Below are 22,149 nucleotides of genomic sequence, written 5' to 3'. Positions count from 1 at the left end.
GGCGTTTCGCGCGAACAAGGCACATGCCGATTCTCGCCTTTCTCCGTGACAATGCGCCCTGGCTCACCGCCGGGGTTCTGCTGACCTTTCTCAGCAGCTTCGGGCAGACCTATTTCATCTCGATTTTCGCCGGTGAGATCCGCGACACCTTTGGTCTCAGCCACGGACAATGGGGCGGCATCTATATGCTGGGCACCACGGCGTCGGCGCTGGTGATGGTCTGGGCTGGGGGGCTGACCGATCACTTTCGGGTGCGCCGTCTGGCACCGCTGGTTCTGGTGCTCATGGTCGGCGCGTGCCTTTTCATGGCGGTCAACCCAATCTGGTGGCTGCTGCCGCTGGTGATCTTCGCGTTGCGGTTCACGGGGCAGGGCATGCTGAGCCATCTGGCGGTGGTTGCCATGGCGCGCTGGTTCGTGGCGGCGCGCGGCAAGGCGCTGTCCATCGCCACCTTGGGCTTTGCGCTGGGCGAGGCGTTCTTGCCGCTCATCTTCGTGTCACTCTTGACGGTCTATGACTGGCGCTTGCTCTGGGTGGCGGCGGCGCTTGTGGCCAGTTTGGGCATCCCGCTCTTGCTGGTGCTCCTGAGGCGAGAGCGCACTCCGCAAAGCTGGGCGGAAAGCAGCCAGTCGCTGGGCATGGACGCGCGCCACTGGACCCGCAAGGAAACGCTGCGACATTACCTCTTCTGGTTCATGGTGCCGGCGCTCTTGGGGCCTTCTGCCTTCAACACTGCGTTCTTTTTTCATCAGGTGCATATCGCCGAGGTCAAGGGCATCAGCCATGTGGCGTTGGTGGCGATGTTTCCGGTCTATACGGCGGTGGGCATCGGCGCGATGATCCTCTCGGGCTGGGCGCTCGACCGGCTGGGCACGGCACGGCTCTTGCCGTTCATGCAGCTGCCGATGGTTGCCGCCTTTCTGCTCTTTGCCCTATCGGATGGGCCGGGCCTATTGCTCTTGGGGTTCGTGTTTCTGGCGCTGACCACGGGGGCCAACAGCACGCTGCCCAATGCCTTCTGGGCGGAATTCTATGGCACCGCGCATCTCGGCAGTATCAAGGCCATGGCTGCCGCCGTCATGGTTCTGGGATCGGCCATCGGGCCGGGGCTGACCGGGCTTGGTATTGATCTGGGCCTTGGAATCGAGACGCAATTCGTGCTCATCGCGGGCTATTTCGTCTTTGCCAGCGTGATGATGACCGTGGGCGTGTTGCGCGCGCGCGGGGCGCTGACGCTCTAGCTTGCGCGCAGACCCTACTCCGTCGCGGCGCTTGTGCGTTGAATGGCACACTCAAGATGTGTATATCTGTGCATAGCAACGGAGAGTGAGACATGCCGCGATCCGCTCGGGAAAAGCAACGCACCAATATCACCGTTGACGCCGGTCTCTTGTCAGAGGCCCGCGCGTTGAACCTGAATGTGTCGTCCATCAGCGAAGCGGCCTTGGCCCGCGCCGTGCGGACAGAACAGGCGCGCGCTTGGACCGAAGAGAATGCCGAGGCGATCGAGGCCCGCCGCATCTGGAGCGCGGGCAATGCCCTGCCTCTTGCCGAGTACCAGGTCCTCAAGACCGACTGATGGCGCAGTTCCACGTTTACCGCCTGCCGAACAAGACGCTTGTTCTCGATGTGCAGACCGACCTGATCGACATCGGGACACGGATCGTTGCCCCTCTGATGCCGTTAAAGAGCGGGCCACCGCCTTTGACCCGTCTCGAGCCGATATTTGACCTCGACGGCGTGGCATATGTCCTGCATGTCGCGGAAATGGCGGCTGTCAGATCAAGCGCACTTTCCAGCCCCGCTATCGCTGATCTGACAGATCGTGACTATGAAATTCGCGGCGCGCTCGACATGGTTTTCTCGGGGTTCTGACCAAACAGACCCTATTCCGCCGCAACCGTGATCACCGGCTCCATCTGATCGAACATCTCTGGCGACAGGTGGCATTTCACCTGATGCCCCGGCACCAGTTCGCGCACGGGCGGCACTTCGCGTTCGCACAGGCCGCCCGGCACTTCTGATTTCCATCGGCACCGTGTCTGGAACGGGCATCCGGGCGGCGGATTCATGGCCGAGGGCACATCCCCCTCCAGCACGATATGCTTCTTGGTGATCCGCGTATCGGCAATCGGCACGGCCGAAAGCAGCGCCTCGGTATAGGGGTGATAGGGGGGGGCGAACACCTGATCTGTGGTGCCCAGTTCCACGACATGCCCCAGATACATCACCATCACCCGGTCGCTCAGATAACGCACGATGCTGAGGTCATGGGAAATGAACAGCAACGTCGTCTTTTGCTTGCGCTGAATCTCCATCAAGAGATCCGTCACCGCCGCCTGTACGCTCACGTCCAGGGCCGAGACCGGCTCGTCCGCCACCACGATCCGCGCGCCGCCCGCAAAGGCGCGGGCGATGCCTACGCGCTGTTTCTGCCCGCCCGATAGTTGCCGGGGCATGCGCTCTGCAAATTCACGCGGCAGTTTCACCAGATCAAGAAGGCGCAGCATTTCATCCCGCCGCGCCTGATCCGTGTCGCCAATGCCAAACACCTCAAGCGCGCGGATGATCTGGCGTCCCACGGTCATCGACGGGTTGAGCGTATCAAACGGGTTCTGAAACACCATCTGCACATCGGCGACGGTCTGCGTGTCACGCTTCTCGATGGGGGTCTGTTCGATATTGCGATTGTCCAGCAATATCTGCCCTTCGGTCGCGGTCTCGAGCCCCATCAACACCTTGGCGAATGTGGACTTGCCACAGCCCGACTCGCCCACGATTGCCAATGTCTCGCTCTCGCGCGCCTCGAAACTCAGGGTCTCATTGGCCTTGACCACCTTCTTGCCGCTGCTCCCACCAAAGAGCGCGTTGGCCGCCACCTCGTAATATTTCTTGAGATTCTCCATCTTGAGCACGACCTTGCCCGGCGCGGTCGCCGCGTGCTGCGCCATGGCCTCGATCGGGGCGTTCCAGTCAATCTCGGCAAACCGCAGGCAACGGGTGAAATGCCGGTCATCGCCCTTGATCCCCGCCATGGGAATATCGCCCATATCGCATACACCGGCCTGAAAGTAATCGCAGCGCGGTCCGAAATTGCAGCCCTCTGGGCGTTCATGCGGCAAGGGGAAATTGCCGGGAATGGCCTTCAACGGCCGCGTGTTCTTATCCGCGCCGGGCAGGGGAATGGACCGGAACAGCGCCTGCGTATAGGGATGCTGCATCTTGTCGAACACATCCTCGATACTGCCGGTTTCGACCGCCTCGCCGGAATACATCACGCAAATGCGGTCGCAGGTCTCAAGCACAAGCCCCAGATTGTGACTTATGAACAGCATAGAGGTGCCGTATTTCTTGCCCAGATCCTTGACCAGTTCCACCACTGCCGCCTCGACCGTCACGTCAAGCGCGGTCGTCGGTTCATCCAGGATCAGCAGCGACGGCTTAGACATCAAGGCCATGGCGATCACGATCCGCTGCTGCTGCCCACCGCTCAATTGATGCGGATAGCTGCGCATGATCCGCTCGGGATCCGGCAGCTTCACATCGCGCACCACCTCCAGCGCGCGCGCCCAAGCTTCGGATTCTGAAATGCCCTCGTGGATCATCGGCACTTCGATCAACTGCTTGCCGATCCGCATGGCCGGGTTCAGGCTTGCCATTGGTTCCTGATAGATCATCGCGATTTCGTTGCCGCGAATGTCGCGCAACTCTGCGGCACTCATCTGCCCCAGATCGCGGCCTTTGAATCGCACGGACCCGCCCACGATGCGCCCGTTCACGCCCAGATCCTGCATCACCCCCAGCGCCACGGTGGATTTGCCGCAGCCGGATTCCCCCACCAACCCCACCGCCTCGCCGGGCTGCACCGTCACGGAAAAATCCATCACCGCCGGAATTTCGCGCAGCCGGGTGAAAAAGGAAATCGACAGGTTCTCGATCTCGAGGATCGGCCCGTCATAGTCCAGCTTGGCCATGTCCATCTCCCTATTCACCGGGGCGCTGCCGCCCTCTTTCAGCGTTTTTCAAATACTCAATCCCGCAGGCTTTCTTCGCGCAGACCATCGGCCAAGAGGTTGAGGCCGAGCACCAGCGACAAGAGCGCAAAGGCAGGCGGAAGTGCCGGATGCAGATACATCGTCAGCAATTTGCGCCCGTCATTGATCGTGCTGCCCCAATCCGGGCTCTCGGGGCTGAGGCCCAGACCAAAGAACCCGAGCGTGCCCAAAAGGATCGTCGTATAGCCAATGCGCAGACAGAAATCGACCAAGAGCGGCCCGCGCGCATTGGGCAGGATTTCCCACAGCATGATGTACCAAGGCCGCTCGCCCCGCGTCTGCGCCGCCGCCACGTAATCGCGTGTCTTGATGTCCATGGTCAGGCCGCGCACGATGCGAAACACCGTGGGCGAATTGACGAAGACCACCGCCACGAACACCACCAAGAGGTTGGGCGGAAAGCTGACCAGCCCCAGCGGATCGGCATCCCAGGCAATCCCCAGATACAGCCACAGCCCGATTACCAGCGTGATCCCCACATAGACATTCCGCCGCGACGGTTGCGTGTGATAGCGCGAGTTCCACAACAGCAGCAGAAACACGATGGGAAAGAGAAAGAGCACCGCCGCCATATAGACGGGTATCCCTGTCTGCACGATTTCCGGCGTGACCAGCAGGTAAAAGAGCAGGATCACCGGAAAGGCGAGAATGAGATTGGCCAGAAAGGACAAGAGCGTATCCAGCCGCCCGCCATAATAGCCCGCAGGCAGGCCCAGCGTGATCCCCACCATGAAAGAGAACATGCTGGCAAAGGGCGCGATCTTGATCACTTCCCATGCGCCCGCCACCATCCGGCTGAATACATCCCGGCCCAGATTGTCGCCGCCCAAGAGGTAATAGGGATAGGCCCCCGGATCAGGTGTGCCCATCATCTGTGTAAACGGCGTGCCCGGCCCCTTGTTCTTCATCGTGGCGGATTGTGACAGCACATCATGGGTCAGGATCATGTCGAACGCCCCGCCAAAGATGCCGGTGAAGACCCAGAACATCACCATGGCAAAGCCGACCATCCCAATGGGGCTATCAAACAGCTTGCCATAGAGGCCCAGACGCCGCTTGAACGCGATCGACACCGCAAAGGTCACGATCAGCGCGATCCAGACCGGCAGGAACAGCCCCAGCATGCGAAGGGCAATCTCGCTCCAGCTCAGTGGTTCCATGGCCTCGATACCCCCTTAGCGCACGCTGATGCGCGGATTGAGAAAGACATAGCCGATGTCCGAAATCAGCTGTGTCACCAGAACCACCACAACCGAAATCACCGACACCCCCAAGAGCAACTCGATGTCGTTGTTGCCCGCCGCCTGCACCAGCGTCCAGCCAAAGCCCTTGTAGTTGAAGAGGGTTTCGACAATCACCACCCCGTTCAAAAGCCAGGGAAATTGCAGCATGATCACCGTAAAGGGCGCAATCAGCGCGTTGCGCAGCGCGTGTTTCATCACGATATTGGGAAAACTCACGCCCTTGAGGCGCGCGGTGCGGATATATTGCGCGGTCATCACCTCGGCCATGCTGGCCCGTGTCATCCGCGCGATATAGCCCATACCATAGAGCGCGATGGTCAGCACCGGCAGAAAGAAATTCTCGAACGTCGGGTTGTCCATCGCCGCCGTTGCCGTACCCTTGAACCATTTGAGGCCAACCGCCGTGCTGGCAAACACCGCGATGAAAAGCACGCCCGAGACATATTCCGGCGTGGCCGTGGTGGTGATGGCAAAGGTCGAGAGTGTGCGGTCGGTGCGCGACCCCTCACGCATCCCCGCCAGTATCCCGAGGATCAGCGCCGATGGCACCATCAGCACCATCACCCAGAACATGAGCCTGCCGGTCAGCGCCAGCTTGTCGCTCAGGATCTTGCCCACATCCTCGCGGAACACTGTGGAATAGCCCCAGTCGCCTTGCAGGATGCCGCAGAACCGGGGCGCGTCCTCGGGGGCGATGTCGGGCGTGATACACTGACCGCGTGTGACCCCGTCTCGGTCCTCGATCACGAAACCCGGCACCACACCCAGCCATTGACCGTATTTCACCGTCATCGGCTGCAAATAGCCATTGCGACCGAGGTAGCTCGCCACTTCCTCGTCGCTCATGCGGAAATCGCCTTGGGTCTTGGCCAGTTTTTCCAGATTGGGATACAGGTTCGTCAGGAAAAAGACGATAAACGTCAGGCAGAGCGCCGTCAGGATCATAACCCCGACGCGGCGCAGGATGAACATGGCCATGGCCGCCCCCTGTTGGCGTTTTTCCTGACGCTAGTCGAGAGGGCGCGGGCGGTCCAGCATCATTTGCGACACCGCCTTGTCAGAAAACGCCCCCGGACCGTTCAGACCGGGGGCGCAATTCCTCAAACCAGCGATTTGGGGTCGACCGTCGCCATCCCCAGCGCCTCGCCAACGGCGGCATAGGTCAACTGACCGGCATGCACATTCAGCCCGTTCAGCAGATGGGCATCATCGGCACAGGCCTGTTTCCAGCCTTTGTCGGCCAGCGCCAGCATGAAGGGCATCGTGGCATTGCCCAGCGCCAGCGTCGAGGTGCGCGCAACCGCGCCCGGCATGTTCGCCACGCAGTAATGCATGATCCCGTCGACCTCATAGATGGGGTCCTGATGCGTTGTGGCGCGCGAGGTCTCGAAGCATCCGCCCTGGTCGATCGCCACGTCCACCAGCACCGAACCCGGCTTCATCATGCCGAATTGGTCGCGCCGCACCAGCTTGGGGGCGGCCGCACCGGGGATCAGCACCGCGCCAATCACCATATCCGCCAGCGGCAGCAATTCTTCCAGCAACCCGGCCGAAGAATAGCCGGTCTTGAACGTGCCACCAAACACGTCATCGAGATAGCGCAGACGCGGCAGTGAGCGATCCAGCACGGTCACATCCGCGCCCATGCCCGCCGCGATCTTGGCGGCATGGGTGCCCACGACACCGCCGCCGATCACGATCACGCGCGCCGGGCCGACACCGGGCACGCCGCCCATCAGCACGCCGCGCCCGCCATTGGCCTTTTGCAACGTCCAGGCGCCGACCTGCGGTGCCAGGCGTCCGGCAACTTCAGACATCGGCGCGAGCAAAGGCAGGCCGCCCGCGCGATCCGTCACTGTCTCATAGGCGATGCAGGTGGCCCCAGAGGCCAACAGATCCTTGGTCTGTTCCGGGTCCGGTGCCAGATGCAGATAGGTGAACAGAACCTGCCCCTCGCGCAGCATCTTGCGCTCGACGGCCTGCGGTTCCTTGACCTTCACCACCATGTCGGCTTGCGCGAAAATCTCTTGGGCGGTGCCAACGATCTTGGCCCCGGCCGCCTGATAGGCCGCATCGTCAAACCCGGCCCCAAGGCCTGCGCCGGATTGGATCAGAACTTCGTGGCCATGGCCCACGGCCTCTTTTGCGGCAATAGGCGTGATGCCCACGCGGAATTCCTGCGGCTTGATTTCTGTCGGACATCCGATTCTCATGGTAAACTCCTCCCTGCGAGATTTGGCGCGGAGTCTGCACCGGAACGCACGCAAGGAGATTGAAATTTTGCTCGCCTTTCACGGTATTCTGTGAATATCCTTCGGGAATTGTGTGATTAGTTGGAAAGGTCTTGCGTGAATGTCCCTTGATCCGACAGATCGTCGCTTGTTGCATGTTCTTCAGCGGCGTGGCCGTATTTCCAATGCCGACCTCGCCGAAGAGGTCAATCTCTCCGCCTCCGCCTGCCACCGCCGCGTGCAGCGGCTCGAATCCGAGGGGTATATCAAGGGCTATGTCGCCTTGCTCGACGCGCGCAAGATGGGCGTTCCCGCCACGATCTTTGTCGAGATTACCCTCACCACGCAGGCCGACGAGGTGCTCGACGCCTTTGAAAAGGCGGTCTCGCGGGTGCCGGACGTGCTCGAATGCCATCTCACCGCCGGCACCGCCGATTACATTCTCAAGGTCGTGGCCGAGGATACCGAGGATTTCGCGCGTATCCACCGGCAATACCTGACCCGGCTGCCCGGCGTGGCCAAGATGCAATCGAGCTTTGCCCTGCGCACCGTGTTCAAAACCACGGCGCTGCCGCTCTGATCCCTCACCAATCCATCACCACCTTGCCGGAGTTGCCCGAAATCATCGCGGCAAAGCCCTGCTCGAAATCGTCGATCCCGATCCGGTGCGTGATCAGCCCCGATACATCCAACCCCGATTGCACCAGCGCGATCATCTTGTACCAGGTCTCGAACATCTCGCGGCCATAGATGCCCTTGATATGTAGCATCTTGAAGATCACCGCGTTCCAATCCACCGCGAATTCCGTTGGCGCAATCCCCAGCAGCGCCAGCTTGCCGCCGTTGTTCATCCGCGCGATCATCTGCTGCATCGCGGGGGCGGCGCCCGACATTTCCAGCCCCACGTCAAAGCCTTCGGTCATGCCGATTTCAGCCATCACATCGCGCAGCTGCTGATTGCCCACATCCACCACATGCTGCACCCCCATGCGCCGCGCCAGATCCAGACGATAGGGATTTATATCGGTGATCACCACCTTGCGCGCACCGACCTTTTGCGCAACCAGCGCGCCCATGATGCCGATGGGTCCGGCCCCCGTGACCAGCACATCCTCGCCCACCAGATCGAAACTCAGCGCGGTATGCACCGCATTGCCAAAGGGATCGAAAATCGCCGCGATTTCATCGGGAATATCCGCCGGGATCGGCACCACGTTCATCTCGGGAATACACACATATTCCGCGAAGGAACCGGGCCGGTGCACGCCCACGCCCTTGGTGTTACGGCACAGATGCCCCCGCCCTGCGCGACAGTTCCGACAGGTGCCGCAGACGATATGCCCCTCGCCGCTCACCCGCTGACCGATCTTGTATTTCACCGCCGCAGGCCCGGTATCGACGATCTCGCCAACGAATTCATGGCCCACCACCATCGGCACCGGCACGGTTTTCGCGCTGAACTCGTCCCATTTCCAGATATGCACATCGGTGCCGCAAATGGCGGATTTCTTCACCTTGATCAGCACATCCGTCGGCCCCACCTCGGGCACCGGCACATACTCCATCCATAGGCCCGGCTCTGCCTTGGCCTTGACCAGTGCCTTCATTTCGTTCTGCATCAGATCACCCCCAATTCGCGGCCCACGGTGCCAAAGGCATCAATCGCCCGGTCCAGCATCTCGCGGCTCAGCCCGGCACTCATTTGCGTTCTGATCCGGTCCTGCCCCTTGGGAACAACCGGAAAACTGAAGGCGGTCACATAGACACCCCGCGCGTTCAGCCGTGCCGCCATCTCTTGCGCCAGTTTCGGATCGCGCAGCATGACCGGAATGATCGCATGTTCTCCGGGCAAAAGCTCGAACCCGAGCGCGCTCATCTTCTCGCGGAAATGCCGCGCATTCTCCCACAGCTGCGCGCGCCGTTCCGCGCCGTCCTCCAGCATGTCAAAGACCTTGAGCGAGGCCCCCGCAATCACCGGCGCCAGCGTGTTCGAGAACAGATAGGGCCGCGAGCGTTGCCGCAGCCAATCCACCACTCGCGCGCTTGCCGCCGTATAGCCGCCCGAGGCGCCACCCAGCGCCTTGCCCAGCGTGCCGGTCAGAATATCCACCCGGTCCATCACCCCGAACCGCTCCGGAGTGCCGCGCCCGGTCGGTCCGACAAACCCGGTGGCATGGCAGTCATCCACCATAACCATCGCATCATAACGCGCGGCCAGATCGCAAATCTCGTCCAGTGGCGCGTAATAGCCATCCATCGAGAACACGCCATCCGTGGCGACCATCCGATGCCGCGCGCCCTGCGCCTCCTTCAGACAGCGCTCCAGATCGGCCATGTCCCGATTGGCATAGCGATAGCGCTCCGCCTTGCACAGCCGCACGCCGTCGATGATGCTCGCATGGTTGAGCGCGTCCGAAATGATCGCATCCTCTGGCCCCAGCAGGGTCTCGAAGAGGCCGGCATTGGCATCAAACGCCGCCGCATAGAGGATCGCATCCTCCTTGCCCAGAAACCCGGCGATCCGTGCCTCCAGCGCCTTGTGCTCCTCCTGCGTGCCGCAGATGAACCGCACCGAGGCCATGCCGAACCCGTAGCGATCAAGCGCGTCATGCGCCGCCGCGATCACCTCCGGGTTACCCGCCAGCCCAAGATAGTTGTTCGCACAGAGGTTCACCACCGCGCGCCCATCCGCCAGCCGCACCTCGCCCGCCTGCATCGAGGCGATCACCCGCTCGCTCTTGTAGAGTCCTTCGGCGCGCAACCCCTCCAGCCGCCCCGCCATGTCCGCCTCAAACCGATCCGCCGCGCTCATCGTCCCCTCCCATTCATCTGGCCGTCAAATACCTCGGGGGGAGTCGCCCCTCGGGCGACGGGGGGCAGCGCCCCCCAATCCCGTCAGACGGCGATACGTGGCCGCCCACTCGCCTCTACCACGATTTCCGCCTCCAGAAACACCCGTCGCGCTTCGGCCTGCGCTTCCTTGACCTCCCGTCGCGCGGTGACATGAATATCGACCGCCCCTGCCGCTTCGGCCTCGGCTTGCGCCTCGGCGCGCAGGACCGTCTCCAGCGCCGTCATCGCCGCGTCAGAGGCGGCATAGTCCTGCGGCCCGCTCTCCAGATGCACGCGGTACTTGCCCTCGGACGGCGATGTCACCGTGCCGCCGCGCCGGATCGTGACCCGGCCCACCACCGCGCCGATCGCATTGGCCACGCCGCCATGCGCGGGCAGGATCATCTCGCATCCCAGCCGCGCCCCCACCGCGCCGTAATAGCTGGCCGCCGAGGCCCCCAGCCCGATCACCGGCACCGCCAGCCCGCTTTCGATCCGCACCAGACCGCGATGCCCATCAAGGCCCCGCTGCATCAGAACATGCTCTGCCAGGGTCGCGGGCGAGAGGCCGAAATCCATCTCTTCCTCGGCAAAAGCAGTCTCTAACAAGGCCAAACTTGTCTGATGTGTCAACCGATCCACAATCATCCGTGCCAACTGCTCCGGCCCCTCGGCCAGCCGGTTGCCCGATCCCGTCCTCTTGCGTGCCACCAGTTCCAGCGCCATGCGCGCGGCCTCGGCATCCCAACTGTCCAATCCGCCCAAGACGTGGCTTGCATCCGACGGCGTGATGCCCGCAACCTGCACCAGCCCGCGCCGCACCAACCGCGTCAGCGCCGCACCATCCATCCGGGTCTTGAGCACCTTGCCCACAGGGCGCACATCGTCACCAATCCGGCCCAACAGCGCCTCTTCACGCTCGCCAAGGCCCCCGGCCTCGATCCCCGGCACCGCACGAACGAACCTTGCGTCATGCTCTCCGGGCGCTGTCGCGCGCAGCTGTTCCTCCAGCACGGCGCGCACCGCCGCGCCGGCCTCCGCCGCCATCAGGCTCACCGGCACCACACGACGCGGCCCAAGGGTCACGCCCCCTTCCAGCCCCTCGTCGCGCACATGCACCTCGCTGTCGCCGCCCAGGCCAAAGGTCCGCATCGCGACCGCCTCGACCATGGTGCGCCACGCGCCCACGCGCGCCCCCTCGGGGTCGATCGCCGGTCGCCCCTCGCGCAGCACGGCGACATCGGTCGTCGTGCCGCCAATATCGGACACCAGCGCATGTTCCGCCCCGGTCAGCCAGCGCGCGCCCACAATGCTTGCCGCAGGACCGCTCAGGATCGTCTCGATGGGCCGTTCCCGCGCCTGATCCGCGCTGATCAACGCCCCGTCGCCCCGCACCACCATCAGCGGTGCATGGATGCCCAACTCGCCCAGCTTGCCTTCGGCCCGGTCAATCAGCCGCGCAATCATCCCGATCAGCCGCGCATTGAGCAGCGCGGTCAGCGCCCGTTTCGGCCCGTTGAGCTTGGCCGACAGGTGATGCGACAGGCTCACGGGCCGCCCCGTGACCGCACGTATCATTTCGGCCGCCGCCAGTTCATGCGCCGGATTGCGCGTGGCAAAGAGCGAGGCCACCGCATAGGCCTCTGCCCCTGTTCCAGTCTCTAACCAAGCCAAAAGCGTATCTTTGTCCAGTGGCTGTGCCTCGCCCCCGGCATGGTTGTGACCGCCCGTCAGGACAATCGCCGGGTCACCGCCCAGCGCCTCGGCCAGACCATGCGTCTGCAAATCCGCCGCGCGAAACCCGATATAGACGAGGCCTGCGCGCCCGCCTTGCCCCTCGACCAGCGCGTTGGTGGCCAAGGTGGTCGAGAGCGAGGCAAGTCCGATCTCGGCCACATCCGCCCCGCTCTCGCGCAGGACCGCCTCAACCGCCTCTCCGATCCCGATCGCCAGATCGTGCCGTGTCGTCAGCGCCTTGGCGCTTGCGATTACCTCGCGCTCATCCCGGATCAGCACGGCATCGGTATAGGTGCCACCCGTGTCCACGCCCAACAACAATGCCATCTGCCTGCCCTCTTTGCCTGCCAGGCTAGGGGTGTAGCGGGTTTTGCCGCCTATTCCAGCCCGTTTGCGTCACGATCCAGTCGCAGTACGGCCCAGCGCGCCGCATCCGCCACCGCCGCATCGGGATCGTCGCAATGGCCCTGCGCCACACGGCGCAGCGATCCGTCGCCGGAATTGCCAATCGCATAGAGCACGTTGCGCAGGAACCGGTCGCGCCCGATCCGCTTGATGGGGCTTCCGGAAAATCGCTCGCGAAACGCCGTATCGTCGAGCGCGGCCAGGTCCGCCAGCCGCGGCGCCAGCAGGTCGTCGCGCGCGTGATACTTCACCTCGCGCGCAGCCACGGCAAACTTGTTCCACGGACAGACCGCCAGACAATCGTCACAGCCATAGATCCGGTTGCCCAGACCGGGGCGCAATTCCTCGTCCACCGGGCCTTTGTGCTCGATCGTCAGATAGGAAATGCAGCGCCGCGCGTCCAACTGATAGGGTGCCGGAAACGCCCTGGTCGGACAGACATCCAGACACGCGCGGCACGAACCGCAATGATCCACTTCCGCCGGATCAGTCTCTATTTCGAGGGTCGTGAACACCGATCCGATAAAGAACCAGCTTCCCAGATTACGGCTCACCAGATTGGTATGCTTGCCCTGCCATCCCAGCCCCGCTGCCTGTCCAAGCGGCTTTTCGGGCACGGGGGCGGTGTCCACAAACACCTTCACCTCGCCGCCGCCTGCCTCGATCAGCCAGCGCGCCAGCCGCTTCAATCGCTTCTTGACCGTGTCGTGATAGTCTCTGTTACGGGCATAAACCGAGATATTGCCGCAATCCGGCCGCTTCAGCCCGGCCAGGGGATCTTCCTCAGGCGTATAGCTTTCGCCCAGCATGATCACCGTGCGCGCCTCGGGCCAGAGCAGGTCAGGCGCGCCGCGCCACGCGCTGCGCTCCGCCAACCAGCCCATCTGCCCGTGATAGCCCCGCCCGAGAAAGGCCGCCAAACGCTCCGGCACATGCCCCACATCCCAAGGACGACACAAACGACAGGCGTCAAACCCTTCGGCCTTCGCCTGCGCAATCAGTCTCTGTTTCAGCCCAATAGTCATCTGGCGCAACATACCTCTGGGGCAGCGCCCCCCGATCTAGAAATCCAGATCGGCATAATGCGCGGGCGGTGGGAATCCCGGCACCTGATCCGCCAGAATCCCCCGGAACGCCGGGCGCGACTTGATCTTGGCGTACCAATCCTTGACCGCCTCGCTGCGTGTCCAATCCACGTCGCTGATGTAGTCCAGTGCGCTCAGATGCGCGGCGGCGGCGAAATCCGCCAGCGTCATCACATCTCCGGCCAACCAGCGCCGGTGATCCAACAGCCATGCCATGTAATCGAGGTGATACTTGATCGCCTTTGCCCCGTCCTTGACATTGCGGCTGTCGGGAAAGCCCAGTTTCATCACCTTCTTGTTCACCCGCTCGTACACCAGCTTGGCTGTCACGTCGCGGTGGAACTTGTCATCGAACCATCCCACCAGCCGCCGCACCTCGTAGCGGGCATCGGTGCCCTTGGGCATCAGGGATGGTTCGGGATATTTCTCTTCCAGATATTCGCAGATCGCCGCGCTCTCCGACATGGTCTTGCCGTCGATCCGCAGCACCGGCACCTTGCCTGCCGGGTTGCGGCGCAGGAAATCGGGGTCCTGCTCCCAATAGCGCTCTTCTACCAGCTCGCACTCGATCCGCTTTTCCGCCAGACTTAGCCGCACCTTGCGGCAAAAGGGCGAGAGCGGGACATGATAGAGCTTGGCCATTGACGATTACCTGTGGTCTCGGGGGTCGCCCCTCAATGCCCCCTTTGGCCGTGATTTTCAATCCTCGAAACAGGCCGCGCGCCCATCTCGGTCAATCGTTGCCGCCCCGTCGAGGATTCCGGCGGCCCGATTGCGCAACGCCTTTGTTGGTTTTGACGCCGAACGCCCCTTGGGATCGGGCAGTACTGCCGCCAGCCGCGCCGCTTGCACCGCGCTCAGATCGGCGGCACTCACGCCGAAATAGTGCTGTGCTGCGGCCTCGATCCCGAAAACCCCCTCATCGAACTCCGCCACGTTGAGATAAACCTCGACGATCCGCCGCTTTGGCCAGAGCGTTTCCAGCGCTGGTGTCAGGCTCGCCTCCAGCGCCTTGCGTGCCCAGTTGCGCCCGTGCCAGAGATAGACATTCTTGATCACCTGCTGACTGAGGGTCGAGGCTCCGCGCCCAGACCCTTCGGCAATCGCGGTGCGAATGGCGGCCATGTCAAAGCCCCAGTGCTGGCAGAAATTGGCATCCTCCGCCGCGACCAATGACCGGGCCATCACCGGCGCGATCCGCGTCATTGGCACCCAGTCGTGCGCGATCCGCCCCAGCCGCCGCTCTTCCTGACCCATGTAATAGGTCTTGGGCGGCGCAACCTCGCGATGCAGGGCGATCACTCCCAGCACGATCAGCACCGCAACAATGCCCCACCGCATCAGCCATGCGGTCGGGGTCCATCGGGGCCTTGCCCGGGAGGGGGCGGATTTGCGCGCGCGTGCCATGGCCCAGCTATAGCGCTCCCTGCGCCTGGGCAAAACACCTTTGGCGCAGGCTGTTTTCTTCTTGGCGAAAATACTCCGGGGGTCCGGGGGCGGTGCCCCCGGATTTCGTCTCTATTCCGCCGGAATCGCCTCTGGCGTCATGCCAAGAGGGTGGCTCAGCTTGTTGAGCATCTCCTTGGGGCAAAGCTGGATGAAATGCGCCCGCTCCCGGTCCCAGTATTGCAGGATATCCTGCCCACGGCGGCTTCCGGTTTCGGCGACATGCCGCTCGATCAGGCCTTTCAACTCGGCCTCCCAATGCGGCTCTGTCACGGCACAACTGACCAGGGTTTCACCATTGACCAGCGTCGGCGCCCGGCCTTGCGGATCATAGAGATAGGCCATGCCGCCGGTCATACCCGCGCCGAAATTGGCGCCGATGTCGCCGAGGATCACCGCCACACCGCCGGTCATGTATTCGCAGCCGTTGCTGCCACAGCCCTCAATGACCACCTTGGCACCCGAATTACGCACGGCAAACCGCTCGCCCGCGCGCCCGGCAGCAAAGAGATAGCCGTCGGTTGCACCATAGAGCACGGTATTGCCGATGATCGTGTTCTCGGCCGCGACCAGCGGGCTCGCCATGGATGGGCGCACCACGATGGTCCCGCCCGACAGGCCCTTGCCGACATAGTCGTTGGCATCGCCCGACACCTCGATCTTGAGGCCGGGGGCCGCAAAGGCGCCCAGCGATTGCCCCGCACTCCCCGTCAGTTTGACCGTCAGGTGATCCGGTTGCAGGCTGTTGCGCATCCCGAACTTGCGTACGATATGGCTGGATACCCGCGTGCCCACCGTCCGATGCGTGTTCTGCACCGCATAATGCAGCTGCATCTTTTCACCATCGTTCAGGAACCGCTGCGCGTCGCGCACGATTTCGGCGTCCAGCGTATCGGGCACCTCGTTGCGCGGCTTGAGCCGGTCATAGCGCTGATGCTGCGCCCCATCGACGGTGATCAGCATCGGGTTGAGGTCTAGATCATCCAGATGCGCCGACCCGCGGCTGACCTGCGTCAGCAAATCCGCCCGCCCGATCACCTCATCGAGGCTGCGCGCACCGATAGAGGCCAGGATTTCCCGCACCTCCTGCGCGTAGAAGGTGATGAGGTTGACCACCTTGTCGGCATTGCCGGTGAACTTGGCGCGCAGCGCCTCATCCTGCGTGCAGACACCGACGGGGCAGGTGTTCGACTGGCACTGACGCACCATGATACAGCCCATGGCAATGAGTGCGGCGGTGCCGATACCATATTCCTCGGCCCCCATCATTGCCGCCATGACGATGTCGCGCCCGGTGCGCAGCCCACCATCGGTGCGCAGCGTGATCCGCTCGCGCAGATTGTTCATGCTCAGCACCTGATGCGCCTCGGTCAGCCCCATTTCCCAAGGCAGGCCGGCATATTTGATGCTCGTTGCCGGGCTCGCGCCGGTGCCGCCGTTATGGCCGGAAATCAGGATCACATCCGCCTTGGCCTTGGCCACCCCGGCGGCAATCGTGCCGACACCCGATTGCGCCACCAGTTTGACGCAAACCTTCACGTTCGGGTTGATCTGCTTGAGGTCATAGATGAGCTGTGCCAGATCCTCGATACTATAGATATCGTGATGCGGCGGCGGCGAAATCAGCGTGACGCCCTCGGTCGAATGGCGCAGCCGTGCAATCAGCTTCGTCACCTTCATCCCCGGCAACTGCCCGCCCTCGCCAGGCTTGGCGCCCTGGGCGACCTTGATTTCCAGCTCCTCGCAATGGTTGAGGTATTCCGCCGTCACGCCAAAGCGGCCCGAGGCCACCTGCTTGATCTTGGCCGACGGGTTGTCGCCATTGGCCTCCGGCGTGAAATGCGCCGGGTCTTCGCCGCCCTCGCCACTGTCGGAACGTGCGCCGATCCGGTTCATCGCCACATTGAGCGTTTTATGCGCCTCGGGGCTGAGCGCCCCCAGCGACATGCCCGGCGTGACAAAGCGCTTGCGGATCGCGGTCACGCTCTCGACCTCTTCGATCGGGATCGCCTTGCCCAGCGGCTTGATCGCCATCAGGTCGCGCAGATGAATGGGCGGATTGGCCTGCATCGCAGCGCTGTAGCGTTTCCAGAGCTCATAGCTCGCCTTGTTGCAGGCGGTTTGCAGGATATGCATCGTCTGCGCGCCCCAGGCATGGGTTTCGCCCGATTTCCGCGCCTTGTAGAACCCGCCGATGGGCAGAATATCCTGCGTCCCGCGCCAGCCTTTGCTGTGCACCTCTTCCAGCTTGGCCTGAATCCCCGACACACCGATGCCGCTGATGCGGCTGGTCAGACCGGGGAAATATTCCGCGCACATGGCGCGGCTCAGGCCCACGGCCTCGAAATTCAGACCGCCGCGATACGAGGAAATCACTGAAATCCCCATCTTCGACATGATCTTCAACAGGCCCTGATCAATTGCCGCGCGATAACGCGCGACCGCCTCGGTCAGGCTGCCGTCAATCAGGCCGCGCGCAATGCGGTCGGCGATGCTGTCCTCGGCCAGATAGGCGTTGACCACTGTCGCCCCCGCCCCGATGAGCACCGCAAAGTAATGCGGGTCGATACATTCGGCGGACCGCACGTTCAGGCTCGAAAAGGTGCGCAATCCCTTGCGGGTCAGGTGGCTATGCACTGCGCTCGTCGCCAGAATCATCGGCATGCCGATGCGGTTTTCGTTCTGGTATTGATCGGTCAGGATCAGGTGCCCGGTGCCCGAACGGATGGCATCCTCTGCCTCGGCGCGGATACGCTCCAGCCCCTCTTGCAGCGCGTTCTTGCCGGGCGCAAAGGTGCAGTCGATCTCGGTCACATCGGCGTTGAACTGCTTGATCATCTCGGCCCATTGGGCGTTGCCCACGAACGGGCTTTCGAGCACCAGAATCTCGGTCTGCGCGCTCGATTCATCCAGCACGTTCTTGAGGTTCCCGAACCGCGTCTTGAGGCTCATCACCCGGTATTCGCGCAGGCTGTCGATGGGCGGGTTCGTCACCTGGCTGAAATTCTGTCGGAAAAAATGGCTCAGCGGGCGATACTGCTTGGACAGAACGGCACTCGGCGTGTCGTCGCCCATGCTTGCCACGGCTTCTTTGCCATCCTCGGCCATGGGGGCCAGAATCTGCTCCAGTTCCTCGATGCTGTAACCGGCGGCAATCTGGCGCTTGCGCAATTCCGCCCCGGTATAGAGCGGCGCTTCGCTCACACCCGAGAGCGCGTCGTCCAGTTCGTTGATCTTGCCGACCCACTCGCCAAAGGGCTGTGCATCCGCCAGCCGGTTCTTGATCTCGGCATCGTGATAGAGCTTGCCCTCGGTCATATCCACGGCCAGCATCTGACCGGGCCCAAGCGCGCCCTTTTCCTTGACGGTGCGTTCGTCAATCGGCACCATCCCGGCCTCGGACCCGGCAATCACCAGCCCGTCGCCCGTCACCACATAGCGCATCGGGCGCAGGCCGTTGCGGTCAAGCCCGGCGCAGACCCAGCGCCCATCGGTCATCGCCAGCGCGGCCGGGCCATCCCACGGCTCCATCACCGAGTTGCAATAGGAATACATATCGCGCCACGACTGCGGCAGCTCCTCGGCCTGCTTCGACCAGGATTCCGGCACCAGCATGGTCTTGGCCATGGGTGCCGACCGCCCGGCGCGTACCAGCACCTCGAACACGGCATCCAGCGCCGCGCTGTCGCTTGATCCTTGCGGGATGATCGGTTTGATATCCTCGGCCAGATCGCCAAAGGCCCCGCTTGCCATGCGGATTTCATGGCTCTTCATCCAGTTGGTATTGCCCTTGAGCGTGTTGATCTCGCCATTATGCGCCAGCATGCGGAACGGCTGTGCCAGCCACCATTGCGGGAAGGTGTTGGTCGAATAGCGCTGGTGATAGATCGCAAAGGCGCTCTTGAACCGCTCGTCCATGAGGTCCGGGTAGAACACCGCCACCTGCTCGGCCAGCATCATGCCCTTGTAGATGATGCTGCGGCAGCTCAGGCTTGCCATGTAGAATCCCATGATTCCGGCCGCTTGCACCGCCTTTTCGATGCGGCGGCGGATAACGTAGAGTTCCCGCTCAAAGGATTCCTCGTCCAGCCCCTTGGCATCGGAAATCAGGATCTGCTCGATCTCGGGGCGGGTCGCATTGGCCTTCTCGCCCAGACAGGAAATATCCACCGGCACATGCCGCCAGCCATAGATCGTATGGCCCATGCGCAGCACTTCGGTTTCCACGATGGTCCGGCACTGTTCCTGCGCGCCAAAATTGGTGCGCGGCAAGAACACCTGTCCCACGGCAACCAACCGGCTCTCGTTCGGCTCATGCCCGGTGCGGCGAATCTGATCGTAAAAGAACGACACCGGAATCTGCAGGTGAATACCCGCCCCGTCACCGGTCTTGCCATCGGCATCGACAGCACCCCGGTGCCAGATCGCCTTGAGCGCGTTGATACCCGCCTCGACCACTTTGCGGCTCGGCTTGCCATCAATCGACACCACCAGACCGACGCCGCAAGAGGAATGTTCCTCTTCTTCGGCATACATCCCGTTCTCAGCCATCCAAGTGCGCTTGGCTGCCTCGCGTGCCGCCCAATTGCTATCGAAGTTTGACATCGCGATCACTCCTCATTCGGCGCAAACAGCGCTTCGGTTTCTTCTGTCGTCAGTTTCCGGTGCTCACCGGCCAGTTTGTATCCCTGCGGGCACTTGTCGGCATAGAATTCGAGCGTCATCTCGCCACCCGCGGCGTCCTCGAACAATCCTGCCGACGGGTGGCGCACACCATCCGCAACCGTCCCGTACCAAAGCGTCGATCCGCAGGTTTGACAAAACCCACGCTCCGCCCATGCCGACGACGGAAAAGAGGTGTACGGGCCGGTGGCCTCGACGCTGCCGGGTAGAGTGGACACCGAAATGAACATGCCACTGGTGTGCTTGCGGCACATTTCACAGTGACAGGCCCGCAGGTTGGGCGCTTCGACCAAGGCGCTCACTGTCACCGCGCCACACAGGCACCTGCCTTCGATCCGTTTGGTCCCGCTCATTTCTCACCCCCCACATGCCGTTCCGCCGCCTCATACTCGGCCTGCGTCATGCGTCGATGCCCGCCAGACAGCGTGACAGAGACAAATGCCTGATCCACGTAGATCTCATGCGACAGGCTCAGGTCCCGCGCATCGTCGAACAATCCCGGCATCAATTCGTAGGGTCCGTCATCGTCTTTGATCCAAAGTTGCGTTCCACAAGCGCCGCACCAGGCCCGCTCGGCAAAAGACGACGAGCGATAGCGCTCCACCGGTCCCGCCACCTCGACCGCGCCTACCGGCGCCTCCAGAACCCACATCGCCGCGCCGCTCCAGCGGCGGCACATGGAACAGTGACAGGCGCTGACAGTCCCGGCATGCGACAGGGCCGAGAGCGTCACAGCGCCGCACAGGCAATGTCCCGTCATGCTTCCCGTCATCGATCTTAGCCCTTCCTTTCGCGGTGGGTCAGGGACGCTGCCCTGCCTGTCATATCGCGCCGTTCTCGTTGCCGGTCATCGTGCGTCGTGTAATCTTGTACAAAATCCACGTAAGTTATGTACGGTTCGTAAGGTCGCTCACTCTGCCGCGACGGCGGTCGCGCCGTTCAGGTAATTCAGAATCGCCGCCGCCGAATCGCGCCCGTCCCGAATCGCCCAGACCACGAGGGAGGCACCGCGTACGATATCGCCCACGGCAAAGACTCCCTCCATCGCGGTCTGCCCGGTGGTGAATTCCGCCTTGATCGTGCCCCAACGAGTGACTTCCAATTCTTTTTGATTCCAAAGGCTTGGCAGGTCCTCAGGCTCAAATCCAAGCGCCTTGATCACCAGATCGGCAGGCGCATCCTCGACTGCGCCCTCAATCGGCTCCGGGCTCTGCCGCCCGGTGGCATCCGGCGCACCAAGACGCATCTTCTGCACCTTCACTGCCGTTACCGGATCACCGACAAAGCCAACAGGCGCGCTAAGCCATTCAAATTTAACGCCTTCTTCCTCGGCATTGGCCACTTCACGCTGGCTGCCGGGCATGTTCTCGCGGTCACGACGATAGAGGCATGTCACCGATTTGGCCCCTTGCCGAATGGCCGTGCGCACACAATCCATAGCGGTATCGCCGCCGCCAACCACAACAATGCGCTTGCCCGCCGCGTTCAACTCGCCGCTTTCATATTCCGGCACCTGATCGCCAAAGCACACCCGGTTGCTCGCCGTGAGGTAATCAATCGCCCGCACGATCCCCTTGGCGCCGGCCCCCGGTCCTCCCAGATCGCGGCTCTTGTAGACCCCGGTGGCAATCAGCAAGGCGTTGTGTTTCTTGCGAATTTCGTCAAAACTGATGTCCGTTCCCACATCGCAATTGAGCACGAATTTCACGCCACCCTGCTCAAGCTGTTCGACCCGGCGCATGACCACGTCCTTTTCCAGCTTGAAGCCGGGGATGCCATAGGTGAGCAAGCCGCCGCCCCGGTCATAGCGGTCATAAACCGTGACCTGCACCCCTGCCCTCCGCAGCACATCAGCCGCCGCAAGACCACCGGGGCCCGCGCCAATAATCCCAACGGATTCAACACGTTCGACGCTCGGCTTGATGGTTTCAACCCAGCCTTCTTCCCAAGCGGTGTCAGTGATGTATTTCTCGACTGCGCCAATCGTGACCGTGCCATGACCTGATTGCTCGATCACGCAGTTGCCTTCGCAGAGCCGGTCCTGAGGGCAGATACGCCCGCAAATCTCGGGGAAAGTATTGGTCAACTGGCTGATTTCGTAGGCTTCCTTCAGCCGCCCCTCGGCCGTCAGGCGCAGCCAGTCGGGGATGTTGTTGTGCAACGGGCAATGGCTTTGGCAATAGGGCACGCCGCATTGGCTGCACCGTCCGGCCTGTTCCTTGGCCTTGGCATCTGCAAATTCGGCGTAGATTTCATGGAAATCCTGCCGCCGATCCTCCGCGCCACGTTTCTCGGGCATGTCCCGCTCAACGGTCACGAATTTCAGCATGGGTTGCTTGGCCACGGCTTTTCCTCCCGAGTCAACTGGTTGCGCAGGTTTACAGCACTCCATTCTGGATTAAAAGTCATAAACTATGACCTATTATGAATT

18 protein-coding genes are annotated in these 22,149 nt (G+C 62.4%); 4 read left to right on the top strand and 14 right to left on the bottom strand.

All coding sequences use genetic code 11. The features are described 5' to 3' along the window. The first annotated feature begins 23 nt into the window (after nucleotides 1-23). The 3 genes from ROSMUC_RS18335 to ROSMUC_RS18325 all read left to right on the top strand — a co-directional run bounded on the left by ROSMUC_RS18335 (nucleotide 24) and on the right by ROSMUC_RS18325 (nucleotide 1,875). A complete protein-coding gene (locus ROSMUC_RS18335) occupies nucleotides 24-1,241 on the top strand; it encodes an MFS transporter (RefSeq protein ID WP_037276072.1) in 1,218 nt (405 codons plus the stop codon). A 92-nt stretch (nucleotides 1,242-1,333) separates the two neighbouring features. Next, nucleotides 1,334-1,579 carry a type II toxin-antitoxin system CcdA family antitoxin gene (locus ROSMUC_RS18330; protein WP_037276069.1) on the top strand — a complete coding sequence of 82 codons (246 nt, stop codon included), beginning with the start codon at nucleotides 1,334-1,336 and terminating at the stop codon, nucleotides 1,577-1,579. Beyond that, the gene (locus ROSMUC_RS18325) at nucleotides 1,579-1,875 is read left to right on the top strand and encodes a CcdB family protein (protein ID WP_037276066.1); all 297 of its coding nucleotides are present in this window, start codon (nucleotides 1,579-1,581) and stop codon (nucleotides 1,873-1,875) included. The genes ROSMUC_RS18330 and ROSMUC_RS18325 overlap by 1 nt, the downstream gene beginning before the upstream one ends. A gap of 11 nt (nucleotides 1,876-1,886) precedes the next feature. Here ROSMUC_RS18325 and ROSMUC_RS18320 read toward each other — a convergent pair whose 3' ends face one another. The 4 genes from ROSMUC_RS18320 to ald all read right to left on the bottom strand — a co-directional run bounded on the left by ROSMUC_RS18320 (nucleotide 1,887) and on the right by ald (nucleotide 7,512). Then, entirely contained in the window at nucleotides 1,887-3,974 is a 2,088-nt protein-coding gene (locus ROSMUC_RS18320) for a dipeptide ABC transporter ATP-binding protein (protein WP_037276832.1), read from the bottom strand. A gap of 56 nt (nucleotides 3,975-4,030) precedes the next feature. After that, complete coding sequence (locus ROSMUC_RS18315; protein WP_037276064.1) at nucleotides 4,031-5,215, bottom strand: ABC transporter permease; 1,185 nt, start codon at nucleotides 5,213-5,215, stop codon at nucleotides 4,031-4,033. Nucleotides 5,216-5,230: 15 nt separating this feature from the next. Beyond that, the gene (locus ROSMUC_RS18310; protein ID WP_037276062.1) at nucleotides 5,231-6,277 is read right to left on the bottom strand and encodes an ABC transporter permease; all 1,047 of its coding nucleotides are present in this window, start codon (nucleotides 6,275-6,277) and stop codon (nucleotides 5,231-5,233) included. Between the two features lie 122 nt (nucleotides 6,278-6,399). Beyond that, entirely contained in the window at nucleotides 6,400-7,512 is a 1,113-nt protein-coding gene (ald, locus tag ROSMUC_RS18305) for an alanine dehydrogenase (protein ID WP_037276060.1), read from the bottom strand. 139 nt (nucleotides 7,513-7,651) lie between these two features. Between ald and ROSMUC_RS18300 the strand changes: the two genes are divergently transcribed. Continuing rightward, on the top strand, nucleotides 7,652-8,110 hold the full coding sequence (locus ROSMUC_RS18300; RefSeq protein ID WP_037276058.1) for an Lrp/AsnC family transcriptional regulator: 459 nt from the start codon (nucleotides 7,652-7,654) through the stop codon (nucleotides 8,108-8,110). A gap of 4 nt (nucleotides 8,111-8,114) precedes the next feature. Here the strand turns inward: ROSMUC_RS18300 and tdh are convergent, their stop codons facing one another. The 10 genes from tdh to ROSMUC_RS18250 all read right to left on the bottom strand — a co-directional run bounded on the left by tdh (nucleotide 8,115) and on the right by ROSMUC_RS18250 (nucleotide 22,062). Continuing rightward, on the bottom strand, nucleotides 8,115-9,137 hold the full coding sequence (gene tdh / locus ROSMUC_RS18295) for an L-threonine 3-dehydrogenase (protein ID WP_206018487.1): 1,023 nt from the start codon (nucleotides 9,135-9,137) through the stop codon (nucleotides 8,115-8,117). A gap of 11 nt (nucleotides 9,138-9,148) precedes the next feature. Beyond that, entirely contained in the window at nucleotides 9,149-10,342 is a 1,194-nt protein-coding gene (gene kbl / locus ROSMUC_RS18290; protein WP_037276054.1) for a glycine C-acetyltransferase, read from the bottom strand. 83 nt (nucleotides 10,343-10,425) lie between these two features. Next, a complete protein-coding gene (locus ROSMUC_RS18285) occupies nucleotides 10,426-12,426 on the bottom strand; it encodes a hydantoinase/oxoprolinase N-terminal domain-containing protein (RefSeq protein WP_037276053.1) in 2,001 nt (666 codons plus the stop codon). 50 nt (nucleotides 12,427-12,476) lie between these two features. Beyond that, nucleotides 12,477-13,529: a tRNA epoxyqueuosine(34) reductase QueG gene (gene queG, locus ROSMUC_RS18280; RefSeq protein WP_037276830.1), complete on the bottom strand. Its 1,053-nt coding sequence runs from the start codon at nucleotides 13,527-13,529 to the stop codon at nucleotides 12,477-12,479. 36 nt (nucleotides 13,530-13,565) lie between these two features. Further along, nucleotides 13,566-14,231 (bottom strand): FtsZ-binding protein FzlA, encoded by a 666-nt coding sequence (fzlA, locus tag ROSMUC_RS18275; protein WP_037276049.1) that lies wholly within the window; start codon nucleotides 14,229-14,231, stop codon nucleotides 13,566-13,568. Between the two features lie 57 nt (nucleotides 14,232-14,288). Further along, the gene (gene mtgA / locus ROSMUC_RS18270; RefSeq protein ID WP_037276046.1) at nucleotides 14,289-14,996 is read right to left on the bottom strand and encodes a monofunctional biosynthetic peptidoglycan transglycosylase; all 708 of its coding nucleotides are present in this window, start codon (nucleotides 14,994-14,996) and stop codon (nucleotides 14,289-14,291) included. A 111-nt stretch (nucleotides 14,997-15,107) separates the two neighbouring features. After that, a complete protein-coding gene (gltB, locus tag ROSMUC_RS18265) occupies nucleotides 15,108-19,640 on the bottom strand; it encodes a glutamate synthase large subunit (RefSeq protein ID WP_037276828.1) in 4,533 nt (1,510 codons plus the stop codon). Nucleotides 19,641-19,645: 5 nt separating this feature from the next. Then, on the bottom strand, nucleotides 19,646-20,071 hold the full coding sequence (locus ROSMUC_RS18260) for a GFA family protein (RefSeq protein WP_037276042.1): 426 nt from the start codon (nucleotides 20,069-20,071) through the stop codon (nucleotides 19,646-19,648). After that, complete coding sequence (locus ROSMUC_RS18255; RefSeq protein WP_037276039.1) at nucleotides 20,068-20,490, bottom strand: GFA family protein; 423 nt, start codon at nucleotides 20,488-20,490, stop codon at nucleotides 20,068-20,070. The genes ROSMUC_RS18260 and ROSMUC_RS18255 overlap by 4 nt, the downstream gene beginning before the upstream one ends. A gap of 138 nt (nucleotides 20,491-20,628) precedes the next feature. After that, nucleotides 20,629-22,062 carry an NAD(P)-dependent oxidoreductase gene (locus tag ROSMUC_RS18250; protein WP_206018477.1) on the bottom strand — a complete coding sequence of 478 codons (1,434 nt, stop codon included), beginning with the start codon at nucleotides 22,060-22,062 and terminating at the stop codon, nucleotides 20,629-20,631. Nucleotides 22,063-22,149: the final 87 nt, after the last annotated feature.

This window comes from Roseovarius mucosus DSM 17069, assembly GCF_000768555.3.
Lineage (GTDB): Bacteria > Pseudomonadota > Alphaproteobacteria > Rhodobacterales > Rhodobacteraceae > Roseovarius > Roseovarius mucosus.
Note: the sequence above shows the minus strand (reverse complement) of the source record. Positions and strands in the feature narration are given on the sequence as shown.

Bases quoted from the DNA above. Each gene is read 5' to 3' on its own strand.
- queG (WP_037276830.1), bottom strand. From the start codon at position 13,529: ATGACTATTGGGCTGAAACAGAGACTGATTGCGCAGGCGAAGGCCGAA.
- ROSMUC_RS18255 (WP_037276039.1), bottom strand. From the start codon at position 20,490: ATGACGGGAAGCATGACGGGACATTGCCTGTGCGGCGCTGTGACGCTC.
- ROSMUC_RS18320 (WP_037276832.1), bottom strand. From the start codon at position 3,974: ATGGCCAAGCTGGACTATGACGGGCCGATCCTCGAGATCGAGAACCTG.
- ROSMUC_RS18330 (WP_037276069.1), top strand. From the start codon at position 1,334: ATGCCGCGATCCGCTCGGGAAAAGCAACGCACCAATATCACCGTTGAC.
- ald (WP_037276060.1), bottom strand. From the start codon at position 7,512: ATGAGAATCGGATGTCCGACAGAAATCAAGCCGCAGGAATTCCGCGTG.
- fzlA (WP_037276049.1), bottom strand. From the start codon at position 14,231: ATGGCCAAGCTCTATCATGTCCCGCTCTCGCCCTTTTGCCGCAAGGTG.
- kbl (WP_037276054.1), bottom strand. From the start codon at position 10,342: ATGAGCGCGGCGGATCGGTTTGAGGCGGACATGGCGGGGCGGCTGGAG.
- ROSMUC_RS18260 (WP_037276042.1), bottom strand. From the start codon at position 20,071: ATGAGCGGGACCAAACGGATCGAAGGCAGGTGCCTGTGTGGCGCGGTG.
- ROSMUC_RS18300 (WP_037276058.1), top strand. From the start codon at position 7,652: ATGTCCCTTGATCCGACAGATCGTCGCTTGTTGCATGTTCTTCAGCGG.
- gltB (WP_037276828.1), bottom strand. From the start codon at position 19,640: ATGTCAAACTTCGATAGCAATTGGGCGGCACGCGAGGCAGCCAAGCGC.
- ROSMUC_RS18310 (WP_037276062.1), bottom strand. From the start codon at position 6,277: ATGGCCATGTTCATCCTGCGCCGCGTCGGGGTTATGATCCTGACGGCG.
- mtgA (WP_037276046.1), bottom strand. From the start codon at position 14,996: ATGGCACGCGCGCGCAAATCCGCCCCCTCCCGGGCAAGGCCCCGATGG.
- tdh (WP_206018487.1), bottom strand. From the start codon at position 9,137: ATGAAGGCACTGGTCAAGGCCAAGGCAGAGCCGGGCCTATGGATGGAG.
- ROSMUC_RS18315 (WP_037276064.1), bottom strand. From the start codon at position 5,215: ATGGAACCACTGAGCTGGAGCGAGATTGCCCTTCGCATGCTGGGGCTG.
- ROSMUC_RS18335 (WP_037276072.1), top strand. From the start codon at position 24: ATGCCGATTCTCGCCTTTCTCCGTGACAATGCGCCCTGGCTCACCGCC.
- ROSMUC_RS18285 (WP_037276053.1), bottom strand. From the start codon at position 12,426: ATGGCATTGTTGTTGGGCGTGGACACGGGTGGCACCTATACCGATGCC.
- ROSMUC_RS18325 (WP_037276066.1), top strand. From the start codon at position 1,579: ATGGCGCAGTTCCACGTTTACCGCCTGCCGAACAAGACGCTTGTTCTC.